The 24,278-nt window shown below is 61.4% G+C and carries 28 protein-coding genes and 1 tRNA gene; 21 read left to right on the forward strand and 8 right to left on the reverse strand.

Annotated elements, in window-relative coordinates; all coding sequences use genetic code 11:
- Nucleotides 1-137: 137 nt before the first annotated feature.
- On the forward strand, nucleotides 138-956 hold the full coding sequence (locus QHC67_RS09735) for a CoA ester lyase (RefSeq protein WP_319293755.1): 819 nt from the start codon (nucleotides 138-140) through the stop codon (nucleotides 954-956).
- Nucleotides 957-965: 9 nt separating this feature from the next.
- Here the strand turns inward: QHC67_RS09735 and QHC67_RS09740 are convergent.
- A tRNA-Gly gene (locus QHC67_RS09740) sits at nucleotides 966-1,039 on the reverse strand.
- Nucleotides 1,040-1,282: 243 nt separating this feature from the next.
- Between QHC67_RS09740 and QHC67_RS09745 the strand changes: the two genes are divergently transcribed.
- The 14 genes from QHC67_RS09745 to QHC67_RS09810 all read left to right on the forward strand — a co-directional run bounded on the left by QHC67_RS09745 (nucleotide 1,283) and on the right by QHC67_RS09810 (nucleotide 13,494).
- Nucleotides 1,283-1,669, forward strand: a complete 387-nt coding sequence (locus QHC67_RS09745; RefSeq protein WP_319293757.1) for a RidA family protein — start codon at nucleotides 1,283-1,285, stop codon at nucleotides 1,667-1,669.
- Nucleotides 1,666-2,595, forward strand: a complete 930-nt coding sequence (locus QHC67_RS09750) for a cobalamin-binding protein (protein ID WP_319293759.1) — start codon at nucleotides 1,666-1,668, stop codon at nucleotides 2,593-2,595. Before QHC67_RS09745 ends, QHC67_RS09750 begins: the two co-directional genes overlap by 4 nt.
- A gap of 25 nt (nucleotides 2,596-2,620) precedes the next feature.
- On the forward strand, nucleotides 2,621-2,968 hold the full coding sequence (locus QHC67_RS09755; RefSeq protein ID WP_319293761.1) for an ArsC family reductase: 348 nt from the start codon (nucleotides 2,621-2,623) through the stop codon (nucleotides 2,966-2,968).
- A gap of 40 nt (nucleotides 2,969-3,008) precedes the next feature.
- Nucleotides 3,009-4,031, forward strand: coding sequence for a glycerophosphodiester phosphodiesterase (locus QHC67_RS09760; RefSeq protein ID WP_319293811.1), 1,023 nt, complete (start codon nucleotides 3,009-3,011; stop codon nucleotides 4,029-4,031).
- Nucleotides 4,032-4,096: 65 nt separating this feature from the next.
- Nucleotides 4,097-4,516 (forward strand): Rrf2 family transcriptional regulator, encoded by a 420-nt coding sequence (locus QHC67_RS09765; RefSeq protein ID WP_319293762.1) that lies wholly within the window; start codon nucleotides 4,097-4,099, stop codon nucleotides 4,514-4,516.
- Between the two features lie 167 nt (nucleotides 4,517-4,683).
- Complete coding sequence (locus QHC67_RS09770; protein WP_319293763.1) at nucleotides 4,684-5,355, forward strand: alpha/beta hydrolase; 672 nt, start codon at nucleotides 4,684-4,686, stop codon at nucleotides 5,353-5,355.
- A gap of 87 nt (nucleotides 5,356-5,442) precedes the next feature.
- On the forward strand, nucleotides 5,443-5,640 hold the full coding sequence (locus QHC67_RS09775) for a YezD family protein (protein ID WP_319293765.1): 198 nt from the start codon (nucleotides 5,443-5,445) through the stop codon (nucleotides 5,638-5,640).
- A gap of 78 nt (nucleotides 5,641-5,718) precedes the next feature.
- Complete coding sequence (locus QHC67_RS09780; protein ID WP_319293767.1) at nucleotides 5,719-8,187, forward strand: TonB-dependent receptor; 2,469 nt, start codon at nucleotides 5,719-5,721, stop codon at nucleotides 8,185-8,187.
- Between the two features lie 101 nt (nucleotides 8,188-8,288).
- Entirely contained in the window at nucleotides 8,289-9,161 is an 873-nt protein-coding gene (gene panB / locus QHC67_RS09785; protein ID WP_319293769.1) for a 3-methyl-2-oxobutanoate hydroxymethyltransferase, read from the forward strand.
- Between the two features lie 74 nt (nucleotides 9,162-9,235).
- The gene (locus QHC67_RS09790; protein ID WP_319293813.1) at nucleotides 9,236-9,946 is read left to right on the forward strand and encodes a tetratricopeptide repeat protein; all 711 of its coding nucleotides are present in this window, start codon (nucleotides 9,236-9,238) and stop codon (nucleotides 9,944-9,946) included.
- Complete coding sequence (locus tag QHC67_RS09795; protein ID WP_319293771.1) at nucleotides 9,936-11,264, forward strand: PQQ-binding-like beta-propeller repeat protein; 1,329 nt, start codon at nucleotides 9,936-9,938, stop codon at nucleotides 11,262-11,264. Before QHC67_RS09790 ends, QHC67_RS09795 begins: the two co-directional genes overlap by 11 nt.
- Nucleotides 11,265-11,359: 95 nt before the next feature.
- On the forward strand, nucleotides 11,360-12,730 hold the full coding sequence (gene der / locus QHC67_RS09800; RefSeq protein WP_319293773.1) for a ribosome biogenesis GTPase Der: 1,371 nt from the start codon (nucleotides 11,360-11,362) through the stop codon (nucleotides 12,728-12,730).
- Between the two features lie 10 nt (nucleotides 12,731-12,740).
- Entirely contained in the window at nucleotides 12,741-12,962 is a 222-nt protein-coding gene (locus tag QHC67_RS09805; RefSeq protein ID WP_319293775.1) for a sulfurtransferase TusA family protein, read from the forward strand.
- A 91-nt stretch (nucleotides 12,963-13,053) separates the two neighbouring features.
- The gene (locus QHC67_RS09810) at nucleotides 13,054-13,494 is read left to right on the forward strand and encodes an Hpt domain-containing protein (RefSeq protein ID WP_413818518.1); all 441 of its coding nucleotides are present in this window, start codon (nucleotides 13,054-13,056) and stop codon (nucleotides 13,492-13,494) included.
- A 12-nt stretch (nucleotides 13,495-13,506) separates the two neighbouring features.
- Here QHC67_RS09810 and bfr read toward each other — a convergent pair whose 3' ends face one another.
- From bfr to QHC67_RS09825, 3 genes are all read right to left on the reverse strand, one after another.
- On the reverse strand, nucleotides 13,507-13,986 hold the full coding sequence (gene bfr, locus QHC67_RS09815; RefSeq protein ID WP_319293776.1) for a bacterioferritin: 480 nt from the start codon (nucleotides 13,984-13,986) through the stop codon (nucleotides 13,507-13,509).
- Between the two features lie 106 nt (nucleotides 13,987-14,092).
- The gene (locus QHC67_RS09820) at nucleotides 14,093-14,263 is read right to left on the reverse strand and encodes a bacterioferritin-associated ferredoxin (protein ID WP_319293778.1); all 171 of its coding nucleotides are present in this window, start codon (nucleotides 14,261-14,263) and stop codon (nucleotides 14,093-14,095) included.
- A gap of 62 nt (nucleotides 14,264-14,325) precedes the next feature.
- A complete protein-coding gene (locus QHC67_RS09825) occupies nucleotides 14,326-15,570 on the reverse strand; it encodes a DUF418 domain-containing protein (protein WP_319293818.1) in 1,245 nt (414 codons plus the stop codon).
- Nucleotides 15,571-15,665: 95 nt separating this feature from the next.
- On the opposite strand from QHC67_RS09825, the gene QHC67_RS09830 reads away from it, so the two are divergent.
- Nucleotides 15,666-16,433 carry a methyltransferase domain-containing protein gene (locus tag QHC67_RS09830; RefSeq protein ID WP_319293820.1) on the forward strand — a complete coding sequence of 256 codons (768 nt, stop codon included), beginning with the start codon at nucleotides 15,666-15,668 and terminating at the stop codon, nucleotides 16,431-16,433.
- Nucleotides 16,434-16,440: 7 nt separating this feature from the next.
- Here the strand turns inward: QHC67_RS09830 and purL are convergent, their stop codons facing one another.
- Both purL and QHC67_RS09840 read right to left on the reverse strand, forming a co-directional pair.
- Entirely contained in the window at nucleotides 16,441-18,633 is a 2,193-nt protein-coding gene (purL, locus tag QHC67_RS09835) for a phosphoribosylformylglycinamidine synthase subunit PurL (protein WP_319293780.1), read from the reverse strand.
- A 146-nt stretch (nucleotides 18,634-18,779) separates the two neighbouring features.
- Nucleotides 18,780-19,160, reverse strand: a complete 381-nt coding sequence (locus QHC67_RS09840; RefSeq protein WP_319293782.1) for a hypothetical protein — start codon at nucleotides 19,158-19,160, stop codon at nucleotides 18,780-18,782.
- A 209-nt stretch (nucleotides 19,161-19,369) separates the two neighbouring features.
- Between QHC67_RS09840 and QHC67_RS09845 the strand changes: the two genes are divergently transcribed.
- The 5 genes from QHC67_RS09845 (at nucleotide 19,370) to queA (ending at nucleotide 22,988) form a co-directional block, all read left to right on the forward strand.
- A complete protein-coding gene (locus tag QHC67_RS09845; protein ID WP_319293784.1) occupies nucleotides 19,370-19,639 on the forward strand; it encodes an exodeoxyribonuclease VII small subunit in 270 nt (89 codons plus the stop codon).
- Between the two features lie 22 nt (nucleotides 19,640-19,661).
- A complete protein-coding gene (locus QHC67_RS09850) occupies nucleotides 19,662-20,570 on the forward strand; it encodes a farnesyl diphosphate synthase (protein ID WP_319293786.1) in 909 nt (302 codons plus the stop codon).
- Nucleotides 20,567-21,085, forward strand: coding sequence for a pantetheine-phosphate adenylyltransferase (gene coaD, locus QHC67_RS09855; protein WP_413818519.1), 519 nt, complete (start codon nucleotides 20,567-20,569; stop codon nucleotides 21,083-21,085). Before QHC67_RS09850 ends, coaD begins: the two co-directional genes overlap by 4 nt.
- Before the next feature lie 85 nt (nucleotides 21,086-21,170).
- Entirely contained in the window at nucleotides 21,171-21,917 is a 747-nt protein-coding gene (locus QHC67_RS09860; protein ID WP_413818520.1) for a peptidylprolyl isomerase, read from the forward strand.
- 42 nt (nucleotides 21,918-21,959) lie between these two features.
- Complete coding sequence (queA, locus tag QHC67_RS09865) at nucleotides 21,960-22,988, forward strand: tRNA preQ1(34) S-adenosylmethionine ribosyltransferase-isomerase QueA (protein ID WP_319293788.1); 1,029 nt, start codon at nucleotides 21,960-21,962, stop codon at nucleotides 22,986-22,988.
- A 40-nt stretch (nucleotides 22,989-23,028) separates the two neighbouring features.
- Here queA and QHC67_RS09870 read toward each other — a convergent pair whose 3' ends face one another.
- Entirely contained in the window at nucleotides 23,029-23,298 is a 270-nt protein-coding gene (locus QHC67_RS09870; protein WP_319293790.1) for a hypothetical protein, read from the reverse strand.
- A 499-nt stretch (nucleotides 23,299-23,797) separates the two neighbouring features.
- Nucleotides 23,798-24,278, reverse strand: a 481-nt coding sequence (locus tag QHC67_RS09875) for a M1 family aminopeptidase (RefSeq protein WP_319293792.1), incomplete at its 5' end; no start/stop codon positions are given.

The following is a 24,278-nucleotide window of genomic DNA, read 5'->3' on the forward strand; positions in this document are numbered from 1 at the left end:
GTTCGAGCAATGTCCTTTGCGACCAATCCATCCGCGGAGCTTCAGGTGGAAGCATCTCCCGGAAGCGATCATGTTGTGGTACCCAAGCCCAATCCCGCTCAGCGCCATGTTGCCCCACTTCATAATCAGGAACTCGCATGACGATTGACCTGCCTCGTATTCGGTCTGCACTTTATCTTCCCGCATCCAATCCAAGAGGCCTGACAAAGGCCCGAACTTTGCCAGTGGACATGCTCATCCTGGACCTGGAAGATGCCGTCAGGCACGAGGATAAGGAGGCGGCGCGTAAGGCCGCTGTCTCGGCCGTGGCGGAGGGCTTTGGCGACAAGATAGTGTCGATTCGAGTGAATGCTTTGGGAACGCCCTGGCACGATGACGATGTCGCGGCCGTAAGGCATGCTCAGGTGCCGCTGGCCGTCCTTCCAAAGGCGACCACGGCAGATGCGACGTCGAAAGTCATTGAGGCCCTTGGCAAGCCCGTTTTTGCGATGATCGAAACCATTCCGGGCATCCGTCAGGCCCTGGAAATTGCGGCCGTACCGGGCGTAGCTGGCCTGATCGCGGGTACGAACGACATTGCGGTCGAGCTGAAATTGCCAGCCGATGCTGACCGGCGGGGCCTTACTCTTGCTCTCCAGACCATCGTACTGGCCGCAAGGTCATCAGGCGCAATTGTCCTGGACGGCGTCTACAATCGCCTCGATGATCCTGACGGCCTTTGGGAAGAGGCGAGGGAAGGGCGCGCCATGGGTTTCGACGGGAAGACGCTGATCCATCCCAACCAGATTGAGCCGACGAATAGAGCTTTCGCTCCGGATGCGGCCGAAATCGAGTATGCGCGGGCAATGGTGGAAGCAGCGACGGGGGGAGCGGAGCGCTTTAGAGGCCGGATGGTAGAGACGATGCATGTCGCTGCAGCGCGTCGATTGCTCCAGGAGGTGGAGCAGCGGAAATAGGCAATTCGCTGGAGCGGGTAGCGGGGATCGAACCCGCATCACAAGCTTGGAAGGCTAGTGCTCTACCATTGAGCTATACCCGCTTTTCGACAATCCGGTTGCGGTAAGCATCCTGCTTTCAGGCTGCTGCAGCACGTCGCGAAGCAGGGGACGCATTGCCATCAACAACGGTGCGTCGTCAACACCGTCTTTCTCGATTTTGCGCATGCCTTCGGAGAGTGTTCGCCAGACCGCATGATGCCCTGTTCGAGTGCTTGCGCTGGACGAAGCGAGCGGTTGTCGGTTACGGAGCCCAACTTCTTCCCACATGATTCAAAGTATCTTCGATGACCCGCACCCTGATTTCCTCCGGCTCTCCCTTCGAAACCCAGGTGGGCTATTCGCGGGCGGTGGTTCAGGGCGACTGGTGTTTTGTGGCAGGCACGACCGGCTACGACCCGGACACCAAGGCGATGCCTGACGATGTCACGGATCAGGCGCGTAATGCGCTGGCCGTCATCGGCAAAGCGCTTGCGGAAGGCGGATTTAGATTTGAGGAGGTAGTCCGCGCGACCTACTACATCAGCGATGCCGCATATTGGGACGTGATCGGCCCGGTGCTGGGCAAGGTGTTTGGCGAAATCCGGCCAGCGGCAACCTGCATCGTCTGCGGGTTGGTGAAGCCTGAGATGAAGATCGAGATCGAAGTGACGGCGCTGCGAGCTTCGGTATGACCGTTCAGCCGCGGCGCATCGTCTCGCTGCTGCCGAGCGCGACCGAAATTGCGGTGTCGCTTGGCTTTGGCGGCGAGTTGGTCGGGCGAAGCCACGAATGCGACTGGCCAGCCAGCGTCGAAGCCTTGCCGCCGATCACGGCATCGAAGCTGGCCAAGGGATTGAAGTCGGGCGAGATCGAGTTGCGGGTGCAGGAGATCGTGGCGTCCGGACTTTCGGTCTATGAAGTGGACGGTCAAAGGCTACGCGATCTGGAACCGGATGTGATCCTCACCCAGACCCAGTGCGCCGTGTGTGCCGTCACACCGGCCGATCTGGAAGAGGCGATTGCGGCGTGGACTGGCAAGGCGCCGGTGCTGATCAGCCTCGCGCCCGATGATCTGGCGGATGTCTGGGGGGATTTTGCGCGTGTCGGAGCCGCCTTGAATGCGGAGGATCGTGCGGGCGAGGTGGTGGCCGAGCTGAAAGCCAGGATGGCCGCGATCGGCGCCGCCGTAGCCGACCGACCTAAGCCGCGTGTAGCTGCGATCGAGTGGCTCGACCCGCTCATGGTCGCCGGAAATTGGGTGCCCGAATTGATTGAGGCCGCAGGAGGAGAGAGCGTGCTTGCGACGCCGGGACAGCATTCGCCATGGATCGAATGGGAGCAACTGTCGGCAGCGGACCCGGACCGCATCGTGCTTATGCCGTGCGGTTTCCGGATCGAGCAGGCGCTGGCGGAACTGCCCGCGCTGGCTGCCGACCCGCGCTGGCAGTCCTTGCGCGCCGTGAGGGACGGGCAGGTCTATGCGACGGACGGGCAGTATTTCTTCAATCGGCCGGGGCCGCGGCTGGTCGAGTCAGCGGAGATCCTGGCGGAGATATGCCATCGCGACGCCGTATCCTACGGCCATGAAGGTGCGGCCTGGGTGCGGGTGGCATCGTAAGCATGGTATTTACAGGGGCTTGCACATGACGATCACAATGTACGGCATCAAGAACTGCGACACGATCAAGAAAGCGCGCACGTGGCTGGAAGGGCAGGGAATCGCCTACACGTTCCATGATTACAAGGCGTTGGGAATAGATGCTGAGACTCTGAAGGGATGGGTAGAGGAGCAGGGTTGGGAGGTTGTCCTGAACCGTGCGGGCACCACTTTTCGCGCACTGCCAGATGCGGACAAGCAGGGGATCGACGCGGACAAGGCCGTTTCGCTGATGGTCGCGAACCCTTCCATGATAAAACGTCCGGTACTGGATCTGGGGAGCAAACGCCTGGTAGGCTTCAAGCCGGATGCTTACGCAGCGGCCTTCGCCTGAGCGTCATATCCTTGTCTCATGCCGGCGTTACGGCAAGATGATGCTTAAAAGCCTGTTTGCAGCGACGCTGCTCGCCGTTATCCCTTCGCTTGCCATGGCAGAGCCGATCATCATTGCGCATCGGGGCGCGAGTGGAGAGCGGCCCGAGCATACGCTTGCCGCCTATGAGCGCGCGATCGATCAGGGCGCGGACTATATCGAACCCGATCTGGTGCTTACCAAAGACGGCGTGCTGGTCGTCCGGCACGAAAATGAGATCGGCGGGACCACCGACGTAGCCTCGCATCCCGAATTCGCCGACCGGAAGGCGACCAAGACGATTGACGGCATGAATCTGACCGGCTGGTTCACCGAAGACTTCACGCTCGCGGAACTGCGCACGCTTAGGGCACGGGAGCGGCTGCCGGAGGTGCGAACTGCCAACCGCCGCTTCGACGGGCTGTATCAGGTGCCGACGTTCGAGGAAGTGCTGAAGCTGATCGAGGCAAAGGATGCGGAGTTGCGGCGGCGCATCGGCATATATCCCGAAACCAAGCATCCGACATATTTCGCGTCCATCGGCCTCCCTCATGAAGCAGCATTGCTGGGGCTGTTGGAAAAATATGGCTACACGGGCGCTGACGATCCGGCTTTCATCCAGTCGTTCGAAGTCGGCAACCTCAAGGCGCTGCGCAGCAAGACCCGGCTGCGGCTCGTGCAACTGGTCGATGCACAGGGAGGCCCGGCCGATCAGGCCGGCATCAGCTACAGCGACATGCTCACTGCGCAAGGTATGCGGCAGGTCGCTACCTATGCTGATGCCCTCGGCGCCAATGGCTCCCTGATCATAGGGCCTGATGGCGCAGATACGGGCTTCGTGGCCCGCGCGCATGAGGCAGGACTGGAGGTTCACATGTGGACCTTGCGTGCAGAAAACATGTTCCTGCCAGCCGCTTTCAGGCGCGGGGATGATCCCGCAGCGCATGGAGACTTCGCTGCTGCAGTGAAGGCGCTTGTCGCTACGAAGCTTGATGGCTTCTTCACCGACTTCCCTGGACAAGCGCGAGCAGCAGCAGGCCACTGACAGGAAATCCGGCTATCTCTTCCATAGCGCTTGAAATTCGTCCGCTATGGGTGAATTGAAGAGAAATGCTGTCTCAGAAGACCCGCTACGCCATTCGCGCGCTTCAGCACCTTGCCGATAATTACGGTCAGGGCCCGGTGCCGCTGACCGACATTGCGGAAACCCAGAATATACCGGCGAAGTTTCTGACGGTGATCTTGTCGGAACTATCGCGAGAGGGGCTAGTGGCGACCCAGCGCGGTCGGGACGGAGGCTACTGGCTGGCCCTGTCGCCCATCGACATCAGCTATGGCGACATCGTGCGACTGACGAGAGGATCGTTGGCGCTCACCCCATGCGCGAGTCGGTTCGCGCATGAGCAGTGTACGAATTGCCTGCCGGAGTCGGAATGTAGATTGCATCGCCTCATGCTTCTCGTGCGCGACGAAACCGCGCGTGTGCTGGACGGAATCAGCCTCGCGGAGCCGGTGCCGCTCGAAGCTTGAAGGCGCCGGGCAGGACGGCCTGGAGATGTGCTTCGGCTCCAAATTTGCTGAGACTTAAGCTGACATTCAGACTGCCCAGATTTTGCCACATTTGATCGCTGCGCTATTGTCTACCGCGATAATAGAATTATGTATTCAGTACCACGTCAAGTGTCAGGAGCAGAGTGATGGAAAGGTTCGGACAGTCGGGATGCGCGCAGCAGCCAGTCGTGTTGACTGTGCCCGGCCTTAACAATAGTGGCTCCGGCCATTGGCAGACAGTCTGGGAACAAACCCGCGGCGATTGTCATCGCGTGGACCTTGGAAGCTGGGCGAGTCCTGCCCGCAATGCCTGGGTGAACCGGCTGGATGCCGCGATCCGGGAGACTGCCCATTCGCACGGCGCACCGATCATCCTTGCCGCCCACAGCCTTGGATGTCTGGCGGTCGCGTGGTGGGGGGCGTTGCAAAATCAGCCTTATGGTTGGCCCGTGGCGGGTGCATTGCTCGTCGCTCCGCCCGATTGCGACCGCATGGAAACGCCGGAAACGATCGGCGGCTTCGGGCCCGTGCCGCGGGGATCGTTACCCTTCCCGTCCATCTTGGTCGCAAGCCGCAATGACCCCTATATCTTCTTCGAACGTGCGCACAGCATCGGCAAGAACTGGGGCAGTACCATCGTGGACGCCGGTCACAGCGGCCACATCAACGCGGAAAGTGGACTGGGCGACTGGCGGTTCGGGCAATCCTTGCTGGATCGGTTGATCACCATAGCCGACGCCCAGATCCCTGGGCAGCAGGCGCGCCCCTTTCCCCTCGGTGCTCGAGAAGGGGCAAGGGAGTTGCCTCAGGCAATATAGGGTAGCAAGTTTATCTTCCACCTGCCGCAGCTTTGCTTTTTTGTCTATTTCAAAGGTTGAGATATGAGGGGCCGCAAGAGGGAACCGATGAGTAACAACGAACCTGAACGCTTTGCCAGCCATGCGCATTTGGCCTCCGCGCCTGTCCGTATCGACATAGAGCGGAGCGTCGCTGCGGTACGATCGGCCCTGGAGGCGCTGCGCTTCGGGTCCGTCACACTGATCATTCACGATTCCCGGGTCGTACAACTCGACGTTACTGAAAAGACGCGCTTCTCGACTTAGTTCTACTGCTTCTGGTTTCTACCGGACTTCCGGAGAGCCCATCATCCATCCGACAACGGAATATATAAGGGGGTTTCAATGACCGTGCGTTTCTTGTTGCTCGCCACTGCGGCGAGCGCATCTCTGATTGCGCCTGGCGTTCATGCGCAGGAGCAAGGTGCGCCTGTCGCTCCAGCTGAGGTGGAAGCAGCACCCACCACGACCAATGCGATCATCGTCACGGCCCGCCGCCGTGCAGAGAGCGCGCAGGACGTGCCGCTGGCCATCGCCGTGCTGGACGCAAAGACGCTCGAATCCTCCGGAACATTCAACGTCGGGCGGCTGACCCAGCTTCAGCCATCGATTCAATTCTATTCGAGCAATCCGCGCAACTCCGCCGCCAACATCCGCGGTCTGGGCGCTCCGTTCGGCCTCACCAACGACGGCATCGAGCAGGGCGTCGGCATTTATGTCGATCAGGTCTATTATGCGCGCAGCGCTTCCTCGACCTTCGATTTCCTGGACGTCGAGCAGATCGAAATTCTGCGGGGTCCGCAGGGCACGCTCTACGGCAAGAACACGACTGCGGGCGCCATCAACATCACGAGTCGCAAACCGAGCTTCACGCCGGAAGGGCGAGCCGAACTGACGGTGGGCAATCTTGGTCTCGTGCAGGGTAAGGCGTCCATTTCCGGCCCGATCATCGACGACAAGCTGGCGGTTCGCCTGGGCACGTCCGTAACCAAGCGCAAGGGCGCGATTCATAACGTGGCGTCGGGCCAGGACATCAACGATCAGGACAATCTGGGCTTCAAGGCGCAGTTTCTCCTGCGCGCGACGGACAATCTGAACCTCACGCTTTCCGGGGATTACAGCCGTCAACGGCCCAATGGTTATGGCCAATATTATGTGCGCGTCGGGTCGACTCAGCGCGCACCGGGCCGGCAATATGCTGCTCTGGCCGCTGCGTCGGGCAATTATCAGCCGCCAAGCCTCGATCCGTTTGACCGCGTGACCGATCTGGACTCGGACCTGGACGCCAAGCAGGACTTCGGCGGCGTGTCGCTGCTCGCTGAATGGGACATCGGGCCAGGCACGCTGACATCCGTTTCCGCCTGGCGGAAATGGAAGTGGGGGCCAGCCAACGACCGTGACTTCATCGGCCTGCCGATCACCACTGTCTCGCAGAACCCCTCGCAACAGGAGCAGTGGAGTCAGGAGTTGCGTTACGCATCGTCCGGCAAAAATGCCATCGACTATGTGTTCGGGCTCTACGCCTTCCATCAGACCGTGGATACACAGGGCCTTCAGGTGCAGGGGCCGCTGGCGAGCCGTTGGCTCTTGTCGGGAACGACCAGAAATGCTCAAGGACAAAACATTCCAAATCAGGACGTGCCGGAAATTCTTAACGGCCTGCGCTCTGAGAATGACATCGGCCTCAAAAACACCAGTCTTGCCGCTTTTGGTCAGCTAACTTGGCGCGTTACTGACGCATTGCGTATTCAGCCGGGCATCCGGCTGAACTACGATAAGAAAGAAGGCAAGTATATTGCCGCGGTGTTCGACGGACAGGGCAATCCGGTTCCGGCAACGGGTGGTACTGCCTATAATGCCCTTCAGCGCGGCGTGCTGGCTCCGCAGAGCTACAGTCCTAAGTTCAGCGACTGGAATTTGTCATACGACCTTACCTTATCCTATGACATCGCTCGCGATATACTTGCCTACGCAACCTATGCCCGCAGCTTCAAGTCCGGCGGTATCAACTTATCGGGTCTGCCGCTCGATACCAGCGCGACCGGAAACAATCGGCCGATTACCGAAGTTGCGACGATCAAGCCCGAAAAGGTCAATCACTTCGAAGTGGGCTTGAAGACGCAGTTCCTCGACCATCGCGCCACATTGAACCTTGCGGGCTTCTGGACGGAGATCAAGGATTACCAGGCCACGGTGACCAACAACCAGCCGGGCCTCATCCGTGGATATCTCGCGAACGCCGAGAAGATCCGCGTCCGGGGCATCGAGGCCGATTTCAGCTTCCGCCCGAGCGATCGTTTCACCCTGTATACAAATGGCGCGTTCACCGATCACGAATATGTGAGCTTCCCCAACGCGCCTTGCCCGCCTGAGCTGGCGGGCGGCACCACGGGCACGCCGATCGGCGCTCCGGGGGTTCCGAACACGAATAGCCCTGCCACGTGCAATATCTCGGGCCAATGGCTTCCGGGCATCTCGAAGTGGGCATTTGCCTATGGGGCGGAATATAACGTTCCGGCCAAGCTGCTGGGTGAGCAGGGCGAAGTCTATCTGGCGTTCGACGGCAGCTACCGCTCGAAATTCTCGTCCAATCCTTCGCGGTCGATCTACAATGACGTCAGCGGCTATTCGCTTGCCAACTTCCGCCTGGGTTTCCGCACAAGCGACAAGTGGGACCTTTCCGGGTGGGTCCGCAATGCCTTTGACGAAGAGTATTTCGAACTGCTGCAGAACCAGTCGGGCAGCACCGGGCTAGTCGTTGGGCAACCAGCAGACCCGCGGACCTATGGCGTAACGTTGCGCGCCAGCTTCTGATCGAGCCAGGCGGGGAGGGCTGACGCCTTTCCCGCCCGCAGCGACCGGGGCTGATCCTTACCCGATTTGCGCACGGATCGCGGGTAAGGTAGAGCGCTGCCATGTCCACTACCTTCACTCTCGATACTTCGACCAGCCGCGCCAATCCGACGCCGGCGCCGATGAAGCGGCTTACGGTGCCCGCGATCCGCGCGCGCAAGACGGAGGGGGTCACCGCTGAGCCTATCGTGATGCTCACGGCCTATACGGCCCGCATGGCGCAGCTGCTCGATCCGCATTGCGATTTGTTGCTTGTCGGAGACTCGCTGGGGCAGGTCGTTTATGGTCTGCCGTCCACTGTTCCGGTCAGCCTGGATATGATGTGCGCGCATGGCGCCGCGGTCGTGCGGGGCAGCTATCATGCGGTAGTGATTGTCGACATGCCGTTCGGCAGCTACGAAGCCTCCCCCGCTCAGGCGTTCGAAAGCGCCGCGCGTGTTCTGAAGGAAACCGGAGCGGCAGGCGTAAAGCTGGAAGGCGGCGAAGCGATGGCCGAAACGATCGCGTTCCTCTCGGCGCGCGGGATTCCGGTGTGCGGCCATGTCGGCCTGACGCCGCAGGCCGTCAACGTCCTCGGCGGTTATGGGGCGCGCGGCCGAAGCGAAGCGGAAGCGGCCAAGATTCTGCACGACGCAAAGGCAGTAGCGGAGGCCGGGGCTTTCGCGATCGTGGTCGAAGGCGTGCTGGAGGAGATTGCCGACGCGATCACTGCGGCGGTTCCTTGTCCTACCATCGGTATCGGTGCGTCGGCACGTTGCGACGGTCAGGTGCTGGTGTCGGAGGACATGCTCGGCATGTTCGATCGCGTTCCCCGGTTCGTGAAGCGCTACGAAGCGATTGCCGAGGTTATTTCTGGCGCAGCGGCACGCTATGCCAGCGACGTGCGGGACCGGAGCTTTCCCACGGACGAGCAGGTGTACCGCCCGAAAAAGTAAGTTGCGCAAGGACGGCGGATCGCTAAGGTCCGCGGCCAATTCCCCCTGTATTGCTGTAGTAGCGGAGAGTAATGTTGGCCCTGACGCCACAATCGAATGAAGCCTTTTTGCGTGAAGTGGATGATGCCGTCAGGCAGGACCGCATGCTGGGGTTCTGGCAGAATTATGGCCGCTGGCTGATTGGTGTGATTGTCGTGGGACTGATCGCCTTCGCCGGCTGGCTATACTGGGAGCATCACAGTACGCGCAAATCCGGCGAGACGGCCGAAGAGATGGCGAAGATGCTGGACGTGATCGCGGGCGGGGGAACGCCTGACGCTGCCAAGCTGGAAGCGCTGAGCAAGGCGGATCAACCCGGTTATCGCGCTGCGGCACGGCTTGCAAAGGCTGCGGTTGCGGTCGGCAAGGGCGATCAGGCAGGCGCATTGGCCATCTACAAGAGCCTTGCCGCCGACACGAGTCTGGACCAGCCTTATCGTGATCTGGCGCTGGTGCGCCAGACCAGCATCGAGTTCGACAAGATGAAGCCTGCAGACATCGTCGCGCGGTTGAAGCCGATTGCAGTGGCCGGCGACCCGTGGTTCGGCAGCGCAGGCGAGATGACGGCGATTGCCTACATGAAGATGGGGAAGCCCGATCTTGCCGGGCCGATCTTTGCGGCTATGGCAAAGGACACGGCAGTGCCGGAGACTATCCGTTCACGCGCGCGACAGATGGCAGGGTTATTGGGGATCGACGCGGTTGACGCGACGGAAAAAGAGGATAGCGGCAACAATGCGCAATAAGTTGATCCGGAGCGGTGCTCTGCTGGCGGGCATCGCATTGCTTGGTGGTTGTGGCGTAATCGGCGGCAAGAAGGGCGGTCCGAAGACGCCTGTGGTCGGCAAGCGGACATCGATCCTCACCACCGAACAGGGGGTAGAGGTCGATCCGACGCTTGCCGATGTCGCAGTGGCCCTGCCCGAAACTTACGTCAACACCGAGTGGAGCCAACCGGGCGGTAGTCCGACGAAGGCGATGGGCAATGTCGCGCTGAGCGCCTCGCCGTCTCAAGCCTGGAGCGCCAGCATCGCGGGAAGCACGCCGCGCGCACGCCTAGCGTCCTCACCCGTGGTTTCCGGCGGCAAGCTGTTCGTGATCGATGCCGACGCGCGCGTGATCGCCATGGATGCGCAGACTGGCGCGCGCCTTTGGCAGACGGCCCTGCCGGCCGAGGGCAATGGCCGTTCTCTGTTCGGCGGCGGCGTCAGCGTCGTCGGCGATCGTGTTTTCGCCTCGACGGGCGTGGGGGACGTAGCGGCGTTGAACGTCGCCGATGGGGCCGTGGTCTGGAAAAAGCGGCCCGGCGGGCCTTTGCGTGGAGCGCCGACGCTGGAAAATGGCCATGTCTACGTCATGAGCCAGGACAATCAGATATTCGCCCTGAACCAGACTGACGGCGAAACGCAGTGGACCGAATCGGCCACGTTGCAGGTCACGGCGGTTTTCGGCGTGGCAGCCCCGGCGGCGGGGCAGGGCACGGTGATCGCAGGCTACAGCTCCGGCGAGTTGAATGCCTATCGGTACGAGAATGGCCGTACCTTGTGGGGTGACGCGCTCTCGCGCACCAGTATATCGACGGCAGTCGCTTCGCTCACCGATATTGATGCCGATCCGGTGATCGATCGCGGCCGGGTGTTCGCAATCGGCCAGGGCGGCCGTATGGCGTCCTACGAGTTGGTAAGCGGCCAGCGGCTTTGGGAAATCAACATTGCGGGCATCTCCACGCCATCGGTAGTGGGGGAATGGGTGTTCGTTGTCACGGACGATGCAAAACTGCTGTGCGTAGCGCGGGCTACGGGCAAAATCCGCTGGATCAGCCAGCTTAATCGCTGGCGGAAGGCGAAGAAGAAGACGGGAGCGATACGCTGGACCGGGCCTGTCCTGGCGGGAAGTCGTCTGGTGCTCGTCTCGACGCAGGGCGACCTTCTCTACGTTGATCCCACGGACGGCAAGGTCCAGTCGGCGCAGGATCTCGACAGGTCGATGTCGCTCTCGCCAATCGTTGCCAACAACACACTTTATATCCTGGCGGATGACGGCAAGCTGACGGCATTGCGGTAACCCCCAACCACATCCTATACTTAGGGCCGTCCGGTCTGCGTTCTTTTCCAGAGCCAGACCGGGCGGCATTTGCATTTTAAGGAATCTCATTGGCCATGTTGCCCACAGTAGCCATTGTCGGGCGGCCCAATGTGGGCAAGTCCACTCTGTTCAACCGTTTGGTCGGCAAGCGGCTGGCGCTGGTCGACGACCGGCCCGGCGTCACGCGCGATCGTCGTGAGGGCGACGCGACGCTGGTAGGCATGGACTTCCGGGTTGTCGATACCGCGGGCTATGAGGATGAGGACCCGAACAGCCTGCCTGGGCGCATGCGCCAGCAGACCGAAGCCGCCGTTGCGGGCGCAGACGTCGCCTTGTTCATGTTCGACGCGCGCGAGGGCGTGAACCCCCTGGATGAGGAGATCGGCCGCTGGCTCCGCAATGGCAACACGCCGGTCGTGCTGGTCGCGAACAAGGCGGAAGGCAAGGCCGGCGACACAGGGGTGCTCGAATCCTATGCGCTGGGCTTTGGCGCGCCGGTCGAACTCTCGGCGGAGCATGGACAGGGGCTTGTCGAGCTGTTCGAGGCGCTGCGCCCGCATCTGGAAAAGGACGAGAGCGATACGCCTGACGATCCACCGGCCTTTTACGAGGATGATGAGAGCGCGCCGCTGAAACTTGCCATCGTCGGCCGCCCGAATGCGGGCAAGTCGACGCTGATCAACCGCATTCTTGGCGAAGACCGCCTGATCACCGGGCCGGAAGCGGGTATCACGCGCGACAGCATTGCCGTCGACTGGACCTGGACATCCCCGGAGGGCGAGGAACGCATCGTGCGCCTCATCGACACTGCGGGTATGCGCAAGCGCGCGAAGGTGCAGGACAAGCTCGAAAAGCTCGCCGTCGCGGACGGCCTCAACGCCGTCAACTTCGCCGAAGTCGTGGTGCTGCTGCTGGATGCGACGCTGGGGCTGGAAGCGCAGGACCTGCGCATCGCCGACCGCGTGCTGGAGGAAGGCCGCGCCCTCGTGATCGCCATCAACAAATGGGATGTCGCCGAGCACGGGTCATCCCTCTATCAGGGCATCAAGAAGGCGCTGGATGACGGCCTCGCGCAGGTGCGTGGCGTGCCCATCATGACCGTGTCGGCAGTGACCGGAAAAGGCATAGACGACCTGATCAGGGTTGCATTCGAAACCCGCACCGCCTGGTCGCAGCGCGTCTCGACCGGACAACTCAACCGCTGGTTCGAAACCGCGCTGGAAGCCAATCCGCCCCCGGCTCCGGGCGGCAAGCGGATCAAGTTGCGCTACATCACGCAGGCAAAGACGCGGCCGCCGGGCTTCGTGTTGTTCGGTACGCGGCTCGAACTGCTGCCGGAAAGTTATCGCCGTTATCTGGTGAACGGTATTCGCCGTGAACTAGGCTTCGGTGCGGTGCCGGTGCGCTTGACGCTGCGCAGTTCCAAGAACCCCTTCGACACTTGAATCAGCCAAGGTGTCGGGCAGCACTTTGATCGATGCACGGGGCATGCGTTGCCCGTGGCCGGCGTTGCGGGCAGCGCGGGCCATGCGCGATTCCACCGATGTGCTGGTGCTTGCAGACGATCCGATTGCGCCTGGAGAGCTTGCAGCCTTGGCCGCGCAGAGAGGTTGGCAGTGTTCCGCTGTCGAAGACGTGCGGGCTCCGGCATTCAGGCTTTTTGCTGCATCGCATTAGATAAGCTGACTTTTTTCGGAATTTAACCTCCCATTTACTAACCGCATATTACAGTTGCTCAGGTAGGTGCTATCGCGGCGCTTCGGGGAGCATGAACGTGTCACATCTGGACGCCAAGCTGATCAATTGGACGGATTTCACGCAGGCCCGAAATGAGCTTGGCGCCGATTTTCTGCGCATTCTCGGCTATTTCCATGAAGACGGCACTAAGTCCGTGTTCGCTATCGAGGACGCCATGCGCGCCCGCAACGCCGCCGCCATGATCATCCCGGCGCATACCCTGAAGGGCGAATCACGTCAGTTCGGCGCGGAACGGCTGGGCGACATGGCCGAAGAGATCGAGATGGTCGCCCGCCGATGCGTGGAACATCATGAAAGTCCCGAAGAGCTGATCGAAATAGTGGTGGCGTTGCGCGGATGCTTCGGCGAGACCATTACAGCGCTCGAAAAGGACAGCAATCCGCTCGTCGCGCGGCGCCCCGGCGGCTTCGGGCGCAAGATCGAGGCTGCCCACGGACTGTCGCGCCTGTAAACCGCTCTCCGCCTACTCCTGCGCCGGCTCTGATTGAAGCTGGATATAGTTCTGCAGGCCCATGCGGCCGATCATCTCGAACTGAGTCTCCAGCGTATCGATATGCTCTTCCTCGCTCTTGAGGATGTAGTCGAACAGATCGCGTGTCACATAATCGCGGATCGACTCGCAATAAGCTATGCCGTCCTTGAGCGGGGGCAGGGCCTCATATTCCAGCTCCAGATCCGCCTTCAGGATCTCTTCGACCGTCTCGCCGATCTTCAGCCGCCCAAGCAGCTGGAAATTGGGCAATCCGTCGAGGAAAAGGATGCGCTCAGCCAGCCGGTCGGCGTGCTTCATCTCGTCGATCGATTCTTCATACTCGAATTTGGCGAGCTTCTTCACACCCCAATGTTCGAGAATCCGGTAGTGCAGGAAATATTGGTTGATTGCGGTCAACTCGTTCTTGAGCACCTCATTGAGGTAGTCGATGACCTTGGGGTCGCCCTTCATTGGAGATGCTCCGAACCTGTTTGTTACGCGCCAGAGCATAGGCGGGTCCGGATTAAAACGTAACCCCAAAAATGGCGGAAATCAGCCGTTTTTACAGCTGCGACTCTTATGCAGTAGCACGCTCGGCAGCGATAATGGTTCGCGCAAACGGAACGCACTGACCGCACTTGGGACGACGGCCGAACCGTGCATAGGCGCTGCAGGGAGTATCGCAGCCCTCGCGAGCGGCCTCTTTCAAGTCCTTTTCACGAATTGCATTGCAGATACAGACGACCATATGCGCTCTCCTGAAAGCAGAAATAGCGCTCTTGCTAATAGGTCGCAATAGTAAACTTTGAGCTAGTTGAGAATTCTTCGCATTGGTTGCAATTGAGCCCGCGCCAGTGAGCGCCATAGCCACTCCAGCGGCCCGTACTGGAAGCGATCGAGCCACGGCTTGGACCAGAGCAGCGCCATTATCCACGCGCCTGCGACGAACAGATACAGAGGCGCACGATCCACAGAGCCGAACAGCCCGCCGCCCCAGCCGTAAAAGATCGCCGTCATGAAGATGCTGGTGCCGATGTAGTTGCTGAGCGCCACGCGCCCAGCGGCCGCGATTCGCAAGATCAGCCAATGCTCGGCCCTTGGCAGGACCCAAGTCATGAACAATGCGGCATATCCCACTGCGAGGGGGATGCGAAAGGGGAACGACCAGCTGAAGAAGACGCCGAATGCGACCAACGGGTCATAGCCCGATGCAATCACCCAGATTGCAAGAGCCGCAGTCGGCGGCAGCCCGATCAGGAAGCAGTGGCGGGCCGTGCGGGCATATTGCTCGACCGGCCATTGCCCGTTCAGGAAGCCCCCCTTCAGCATCGCCATGCCCAGCAGCATAAAGCCCAGCGTGTCGAAGGCGAAGTAGAAGAGCATAGCCAGTTGGCCAGGGAGCGCCTCCAGAGAGTGCGTGAAGATCGTGGAGAAGCCCGAGCGGTATAGCGCCACGTCCGAGGCGATCGAGGGTGATCCAGGCTTCCCGAAACTTTCGAGCATTTGCGCGAATCCATCGGCGGTCGCCTGAGTGGCACCCGGTAGCGACGCGGCATGAGCGGAGGCGTAAGCGCTGACCATGACGGTCGCCACGATGACGAAGTGGACGAGGAAAGCGCCGAAAGCCCATTTGACGAGACTGATCGCGGGACGTCCTATGAACTGAAGCGCGACAAGGCTGACGATCGCGTAGACCATCAAGATGTCGCCCCACCACAGCAGCACGAAATGCGCGAGGCCGAACAGGAAAAGCCAGGCAGCTCTGACGATGTGGACGCGGCGGCCGTCGCGCCCGCTGATTTCGGCCTTTTCTATGATCAGCAGCATGGACGCGCCGAACAACAGAGAGAAAAGTCCACGCATCTTGCCATCGAACAGTACGAAGGTGGCGAACCATGTCGCGACGTCCGGGGTGCTCGTTCCGCCCCAGGCCGCGGGGTTCATGTAGGCGGCTTCCGGCATCGCGAAACCGACGATGTTGAGCAGCAGGATGCCCATGACGGCAAAGCCGCGCAGGGCGTCCAGCGGCAGAAGCCGATTGTCCGAAGCGATCACCATGCCTCCATATCCATCCGGCACGCGATCAAGGAAGATACCGGCCTGTTCGCTGAGTGGTAGAAATCGCGCGCCTGTTCTGCAACAGCTATGGCATGACCGGCGCGCGCAAAGACAAGATAGCTTCGGCCTTCGGTGCCGTCGCCGAAGGGTATGAGGAACACGCCGGCGTGCAGCGAATCGCCGCCCGCACCGTCGCGGATCTGGCCGCGTTACGTGCCTTGCCTCAAAATGCGCGCATATTGGAGATCGGCTGCGGCACCGGTCTGTTGACGCGCGAGATCGGCCAGCGCTGGCCGACCGCTTCGCTGGTTGCGACGGACCTTGCGGCGGGCATGGTAGAGCATGCGGCGGACGGCGCTATGCTGGCGGGCACCTTCCTGCCGATGGATGGCGAGCGGCCGTGGTTTGATGGGCCTCATTTCGATCTGATCCTGTCGAGCCTCGCCTTTCAGTGGTTCGACGATCTGGAACTGGCGCTGGCGAGGCTGCAGGGGCTGCTGCGGCCGGAGGGAAGGCTGATCTTCTCGACCATGGGGGCGGACAGCTTTGCGAACTGGCGCGCAGCCCATGCGGCTTGCGACGTGGTGGCAGGCGTGCCGGATTATCCCGACTTGAAAAGCCTGTCCCAAGCCCTCGGTGCCTATCCGGATGCCTTCGCCTTCGAGGAAACCTACCCCGTCGAGTGGGGCAGCGCCCAGGGTCTGATCCGGCATCTGAAAGGCATAGGCGCGAGTGTCCCTGCGCCGGGTCATCGCCCGGTGCCTGCAGGCGCTTTACGCCGGGTGATGTCCCGATTCGATGAAGCGGGCGCGCGCGACAACTATCATGTGCTCTTCGGGCGGATCACGCGATTGGCGTAGGCGAAGGTCAGCCGTCCATCAGGGCGGGGAAGAAACCTTCATGCGCGGCGCGGAGGTCCGCAAGGGCAATGGGCTTGCCATGCAGCACCAGCGTGTCGCCGCCGGTCGTGCCGATGCGTGTCATCGGAATGCCCGCCGCCTGGATCGTGTCAGCCACCGCGCTCGTTACGACATAGCGAGCCTGATCTTCCCCGAACGCCGTGAAGTGGTCCCCGATTTCCTCCAGCGTCGCGCCGATCCCACCTGCCAGCGCCATTTCAGCGATGGCGACCAGCAGACCGCCGTCCGATATGTCATGCACAGCCGTCACCTTGCCCTGAGCGATCAGGTCGCGGACGAATGCCGCATGCGCCTTTTCCTTGGCCAGATCGACGGATGGGGCTGGACCCTCTTCACGGCCATGCAATTCGCGAAGCCAGAGCGACTGGCCAAGATGCCCGTTATTGCTGCCGATGACGAAGATCGCTTCGCCTTCGCTCTTGAAGGCGACGGTCGCCATGCTGTCGATATCGTCCAGCACGCCGACGCCGCCGATGGCTGGCGTGGGCAGGATCGCGCTGCCGCCGCCCGTCGCCTTGCTCTCGTTGTAGAGCGACACGTTGCCGCTGACTATCGGGAAATCGAGAGCGCGGCACGCCTCGCCCATGCCATCCAGGCAGCCGACGAACTGGCCCATGATCTCTGGCCGCTGCGGATTGGCGAAGTTGAGGCAATTTGTGACGGCCAACGGCGTCGCGCCCACCGCACTGATATTGCGGTAGCATTCGGCAATCGCCTGCTTGCCGCCTTCGAACGGGTCGGCATAGCAATAGCGCGGGGTGCAGTCGGTGCTGATCGCGAGGGCGCGATTCGTGCCATGGATACGCACCACGGCGGCATCTCCCCCCGGACGCTGGAGCGTATCGGCGCCGACCATGTGGTCGTATTGTTCCCAGATCCAGCGGCGCGAGGCAATATCAGGCGAGCCCATCAGTTTGACCAGGTCCGCGCCGAGGTCGCTGCTGGCAGGGACATTCGTCAGCGGCGCGGGCTTGGGCGTCGGCACATGGGGACGATCATATAGCGGCGCGTCGTCGGCCAACGGCGCAAGCGGGATGTCGCACACCGTCTCGCCATGATGTGTCAGCACCATGCGGCCGGTGTCGGTGACTTCTCCGATGACGGCAAAGTCCAGTTCCCACTTGTGGAAGATCGCCTCTGCCTCTGCCTCGCGCCCTGGCTTCAGGACCATCAGCATGCGTTCCTGCGATTCGGACAGCATCATCTCATAGGCGGTCATGCCGGTTTCGCGCTGCGGCACTTTGTCCATGTCGAGCAGGAGGCCGACGCCGCCCTTGGACGCCATTTCCACAGACGACGAGGTCAGGCCCGCCGCGCCCATATCCTGAATCGCGACGATGGCGTCCGAGGCCATCAGTTCGAGGCAGGCTTCGATCAACAGCTTCTCGGTGAAGGGATCGCCGACTTGCACGGTCGGGCGCTTGGCATCGGAGTCCTCTCCGAAGTCTGCGCTCGCCATGGTCGCGCCATGGATGCCGTCGCGGCCCGTCTTCGAGCCCACATAAACGATGGGATTGCCGACGCCGGAGGCCGCGGAATAGAAGATCTTGTCCTGCTCGGCGATGCCGACGGTCATGGCGTTGACCAGGATGTTGCCGTCATAGGCCGGGTGAAAATTGACTTCGCCACCAACAGTAGGGACGCCGACGCAATTGCCATAGCCGCCGATGCCGCTGACCACGCCGCTGATCAGGTGACGCATCCGGGGATGGTCCGGCCGCCCGAAACGCAGCGCGTTCATGTTGGCCACCGGGCGCGCGCCCATGGTGAACACATCGCGCAGGATGCCGCCTACGCCCGTCGCGGCGCCCTGATAGGGTTCTATGTAGGAAGGGTGATTGTGGCTTTCCATCTTGAAGATGGCGGCAAGCTTCGTTCCGTTCGGACCCTCGCCGATATCGATGACGCCGGCATTTTCACCCGGACCGCAGATGACCCAAGGCGCCTCGGTAGGGAGCTTCTTGAGGTGGATGCGGCTCGATTTGTAGCTGCAATGTTCCGACCACATCACCGAGAAGATGCCCAGTTCGGTGATATTCGGCTCGCGGCCGAGCGCGTTCAGGACGCGGGCATATTCCTCTTCGTTCAGGCCGTGCTCGGCGACGATCTGAGGGGTGATGGCGGGGAGAGTTGTGGACATGAGCGCGCGTTTAGCGGGGCAGGGGGCTCAGGGCAACGGGGCCATGAGAGTTTCCGTCTTCACGGCATCATCCGGGAGCTTGGCAAAGGAAAGGGCCGGACATTTGCATGTCCAGCCCCGGAAATTCGCTTGTGCAGTAATTTTGGTTAGGCTTTGCAGCTCTGCGCGCCCTTGCCGGGCACAGTGATCGTTACGGGGCTGCCGCTGCCGCTGACTTCGTAGCCGCCTTCCGCCTTCAGGGCGCCGCCGGCTTCCGCCGCCACCAGCTTGGTGGGCGTGCCATTCTTTTCCAGGCGAAGGTTGGCCGTCTTGTCGTCGGACAGGAAGTCCACGAATATCAGGCTGTTGTCCTTGCAACGATACTGCTTGCTCGCCTTGACGGCAGGCGGAAGCTCGATCGGCCCGGCATTGGCGACTTGTTCAGCCATGGGGTCGGCAGGGCCGCCCACGACTTCGGGTTCGGACTTGCTGCAGGCCGAGAGGGAGAGCAATGCAGCGGCGGCGAGGAGGGGGATATGATGGTTCATGACGGGACCTCCTATGTGCAGATGCACCATAAAGCGTCAACGCAAAAATAAGATTATTTTCTGTTGCCATGTTGCGGAGCGGCAGGCGCCATTCGTTGAAGTTGGTGGGCGCTTTTTATCGAACGCCGCAAGCCCGCGAGGCGTCTTGTTGTCGCTCTCGCGTCGGCCGCACTTGACCGTACCGCCTGCCCTCGTCAATGCTCCCGGCCATGGAGTCACATGCACCTGAAAGCGCCGAGGGCAGCGCCAGCGTAACTGCCCTGTCTTTCGAGGACGCATTGCGCGAGCTTGAAGCTATCGTACGCAAGCTGGAAAGCGGCGACGCCCCGCTGGAAGAATCGATCATGCTGTACACGCGTGGGGAGGCCCTCCGCGCGCAATGCACGCGACGGTTGGCCGATGCGGAAGCGAAGATACAGAGATTGACCAGCGACCCGGCCGGGACCGTTACCGGGGCGCAGCCCTTCGACGCCAGTTGATCAAGAATTGCAGGACGAAGCGATGAGGGCAGGGGGCATCAGTCGCGATACGCTCCAGCATGCGGCGGCTGAGATCGCGCAAGCCATCGACGCCGCGTTCGATCAGCTTCTGCCCTTGCCTGCGGATGCGCGGCTCCGATTGTATGAAGCCATGCGCCACGCGACGATCGGTGGAGGCAAGCGGATGCGGCCTTTGCTGGTCTACGCCACTGGCAATCTGTTCAACGTGTCTTTCGACTCGCTGGTTCGGGTTGGCCTGGCCGTCGAGTGCATTCATGTCTATTCGCTCGTTCACGACGACTTGCCCGCGATGGACGACGACGACCTGCGGCGGGGCAAGGCCACCGTTCACAAGGCCTTCGACGAGGCCACTGCGATCCTGACCGGCGATTGCCTGCACGATCTCGCGTTCGAGGTTCTGGTGGACCCCCTGACATATGCCGATCCGTTCGTGCGGTGCGATCTGGTGCGGGCGCTTGCCGTATCCAGCGGGCCATCCGGCATGGCCGGGGGCCAGATGATGGACCTGGAAGCCAGTAAATCCGGCTTCGACATTCAATCGGTCACGCGGCTCCAGCAATTGAAGACCGGCGCGCTGATCGGCTTTTGCGTGGAGGCGGGCGCTATCCTCGGAAGGGTGCCGCCGGAGGGACGTGGCAGCTTGCGCGGCTATGCTCACGACATCGGGCTGGCATTTCAGATTGCGGACGATCTTCTCGATGTCGAAGGCAATGCGGAACTTGCTGGCAAGGCAGTGGGCAAGGATGCGGCGGCGGGCAAGGAAACTTTCGTATCGCTGCTGGGCGTCGAGCGCGCGCGGGAACAGGCATCGATGCTCGTGGATCAGGCCAAAGCGCATTTGCGCAGCTATGGCGCCGAAGCGGACCTGCTGCGTGCGATTGCCGATTATGTCGTGGAGAGAGATCGATGAGCGAGGTGGGCGCAGTGCGGGTCGGAGTCTATCCAGGGACTTTCGATCCGATCACGCTGGGGCATATGGATATAATCCGGCGCGGCGCGAAGCTGGTCGACCGGCTGGTGATCGGCGTCACCACCAATCCGAGCAAGTCTCCCATGTTCACCTTGGATGAGCGCATGGAAATGGTGAAGCGCGAGTGCGCAGCCATAGACACGGAAATCCATGTGGTGCCGTTCAACGCGCTCCTCATGACTTTCGCGGAGCGGGAAGGCGCGAGCGTCATCATCCGCGGCCTGCGCGCCGTTGCGGACTTCGAATATGAGTATCAGATGGCGGGCATGAACCAGCAGATCAATGCAGGCATAGAGACGGTTTTCCTGATGGCGGATGTCTCCCTGCAGCCGATCGCAAGCCGCCTCGTCAAGGAGATCGCGCTGTTCGGTGGCCCTATCCACAAATTCGTGGGGCCCAAGGTTTGCGAGGAAGTCGCTCAGCGCGTAGAGCGCCTCGGAAGAAAGGATTCATGAGCAAATTTGCTCATTGTCCATTCATATCATCATTCCTAACCGCAGGGTTGGCCATCTAGGCCTTCCCGCTGGAGACAAGACGATCATGGCGTTGTTCAAGGGTTTTAAAACGGCGTGCGTTGCGGGCGCAGTGACGCTTGCGGCTGTGATGGCCGCACCGGCAATGGCGCAGGGCGGGGGCGGCCGGGCAGACGAGCTGAAAAAAGCCGAGTCCGCGGCCATTGCGGCGGATAATGCGAAGAAGCTTGAGCAGGACGCCCAATTGAAGATCCCTGCGGCTGTCGTACCCGTCGAAGCCGACAATGTATGGGACCTCGATCTGTCGACGGGCGGGCGCGTGAGGATACAGCTGCGCCCCGATCTTGCACCTGCGCATGTCGAGCGCATCAAGACGCTGACCCGGCAGGGCTTCTACAACGGCCTCAAGTTCCACCGGGTCATCCCCGGCTTCATGGCGCAAGGCGGCGATCCCAAGGGGGACGGTACTGGCGGATCGAGCCTGCCGGACCTGAAGGCCGAGTTCAACCTGATGCCGCATCTTAGGGGTACGGTATCGATGGCGCGCGCCGCGAGCGAGGACAGCGCCAACAGCCAGTTCTTCATCCTGTTCCTGCCGCGGATGCAGCTGGACAAGAAGTACACGGTCTTCGGCCGCGTAATCGAAGGCATGCAATATGTCGACAGTATCGCGCAGGGCGAGCCTCCCGCCAATCCCTCGACCATTGTTCAGGCGTCGATCGAGAGCGACGGCAAAGCCCGTCCCGCTATGCTGCCGCCAGCAGCGCCGCAAGTCCCGACGGCCGCCGAACTGAACGCACCGATCAGGAAGTAAGATCGGCCCACTCTCCTGCCAGGAAGGGTGGAGTGAATATCGATGCGCGTGGACCTGTTCGACTTTGCCCTGCCGCCGGAGCGCATTGCATTGCGCCCCGCCGTACCCCGCGACGCCGCGCGAATACTGGTGCTGGACGGCGAGGCAGGGCTGGCGGACCGCGCCGTGTCGGATCTTCCGTCTCTGCTCAGAGCCGGAGATTGTCTGGTGTTCAACGATACGCGAGTCATTCCGGCCCAACTCGAAGGTACCCGCGGCAACGCCAGGATCGGCGCGACCCTGCACAAGCGCCTGGACCTGCGCACTTGGCAGGCCTTCGTGCGCAATGCCAAGCGAGTCCGTGCGGGCGACCGTATCGATTTCGGCATGGGCGTAACGGCTCTCGCCGGCCCCCGTGATGACGAAGGTGCGATATCCCTGTCGTTCGAAGGCAGCGAGCCGGTTGAACTGCTTCTGGAACGGGCAGGGCGCATGCCGCTTCCCCCGTATATCGCCGCAAAGCGCCCCACCGATGAAAAGGACCGGGAAGACTATCAGACGATGTTCGCGCGCGAAGACGGCGCGGTTGCAGCGCCCACCGCGGCATTGCATTTTACGCCCGGCCTGCTGGATGCACTGGCGGCTCGCGGTATCCTGACGCAGACGCTCACGCTGCATGTCGGCGCGGGTACGTTCCTGCCGGTCAAAGCCGATGACACTGCCGATCACCGGATGCATGCGGAATGGGGCCGGATAGAGGAGGGTGCTGCAGAACGCCTCAATGCCATACGTGCAACGGGCGGACGCATCATTGCTGTCGGCACGACAAGCCTGCGCCTGCTGGAAAGCGCCGCCGATGAGCAAGGGATCATCCGTGCCTTTGCGGGGGAAACGCGCATATTCATCACGCCCGGCTACCGCTTTCGCGCCATCGACGGGCTGATGACCAATTTCCATCTGCCCAAGTCGACATTGTTCATGCTGGTGAGCGCGCTGATGGGCCGTGAACGTATGCAGGCGGCCTATGCCCATGCGATCGAGCAGGGGTACCGCTTCTATTCCTATGGGGATTCCTCGCTTTTATTGCCGTGACGGCCGCACCATTAACGGGTTCATAACAGCGATGAGTGCATCACGGTGCTGACGGGAGATCTGCATCTTGAAGGGCATCGGACAGGTTTGGAAAGCGTGGAGACGTGAGGGAGGCGCTGACGCCGACCTGAAGCGGAATGCTGCCGACGCTTTGTATGCCTCGCCGATCTCTCTTGTCTTGGGTTCTTTGAGCGGTGCGACGGTAAGCTCTCTTGTCGCCATGAGAGCTGATGACCACAATATCCAGCTTCTGGCTTTCGGCATAACCACGCTGGCGACGGGCCGGATAATAGAGAGCTATGTCGATCAAAGATGGTCGCGAAGCTCTGCACCCGAACGATCTCGCTTCAGGGATATCACGTCGGAGGTCCTGACCACTCTCTATACTTGCTTGATAGGGCTGCTCGCCTTTGCAACGGTCACTCAGGTGTCCAATGGGGCGCTCCACATCCTTGCGGTGACGTTGGCAGTGAGTCATGCCGGTGCGGTTGTCATGCGCACTGCAGCGTGCCTGCGGGCGTCCGTAACGCGAAACGTCTTAGCCATTTTGCCAGCCGTCGCCGGGCTGTGGATACACGGGGGCCTGGAATACCGGGTCCTGGCGGTGGTGCTGATCCTGCTCATGGCATCTTTCGGAGAGTTCAGCGCCAGCATCTATCGGGCCATAGTGAAGGCCTTGCAAGGCGAGAGGGAGAAATCCCAGCTCGCCACGAAATTCGAGCGCCTCGCGCGTTTCGACAGTCTTACAGGTGTGGATGTCAGAGCTAATTGGCATGGTTCTGTCAGCGGTAAATGTCATCACGGCCAAGCTATTGCGACTGCCCTTCCGAAAGGCCCTCGCCGAACACCCATTCGGCGAACAGCGGACGCAAGTCCCGGCCGCTCGCTTCCTCCATCGCCCGCTTTAGGTCTATGCTGGTGACCGTGCCGCCCGCATGGTCACGGGTGTAGCGGCGCAGGCCAGACCAGAACGCGGCATCGCCGAGCGTGACCCGGAGCTGCGCCATGAACAGCGCGCCCTTGCTGTATTGGATCGCGCGTCGGACGCCCAATGTCGGGTAGGTGCCGTTCCAAGCCAGCGGCTTGTCAAAACCCATCGCTCGCGCCTTTTCAAACCGGCTTCTGGCTTCATTGAGTTCGGCTTCATACGCGGCGCGACCGTAGCGATGCTGCTTCCATGCGGCCGTCATGAATGTCGTGATGCCCTCGTTCAGCCAGAAGTCCTTGAGGGTTTCGCATGTGATCAGGTTGCCCCACCATTGATGGGTAAGTTCGTGTACGATGGCCCAA

The sequence above is a fragment of the Sphingobium sp. genome (genome assembly GCF_033795625.1).
Lineage (GTDB): Bacteria > Pseudomonadota > Alphaproteobacteria > Sphingomonadales > Sphingomonadaceae > Sphingobium.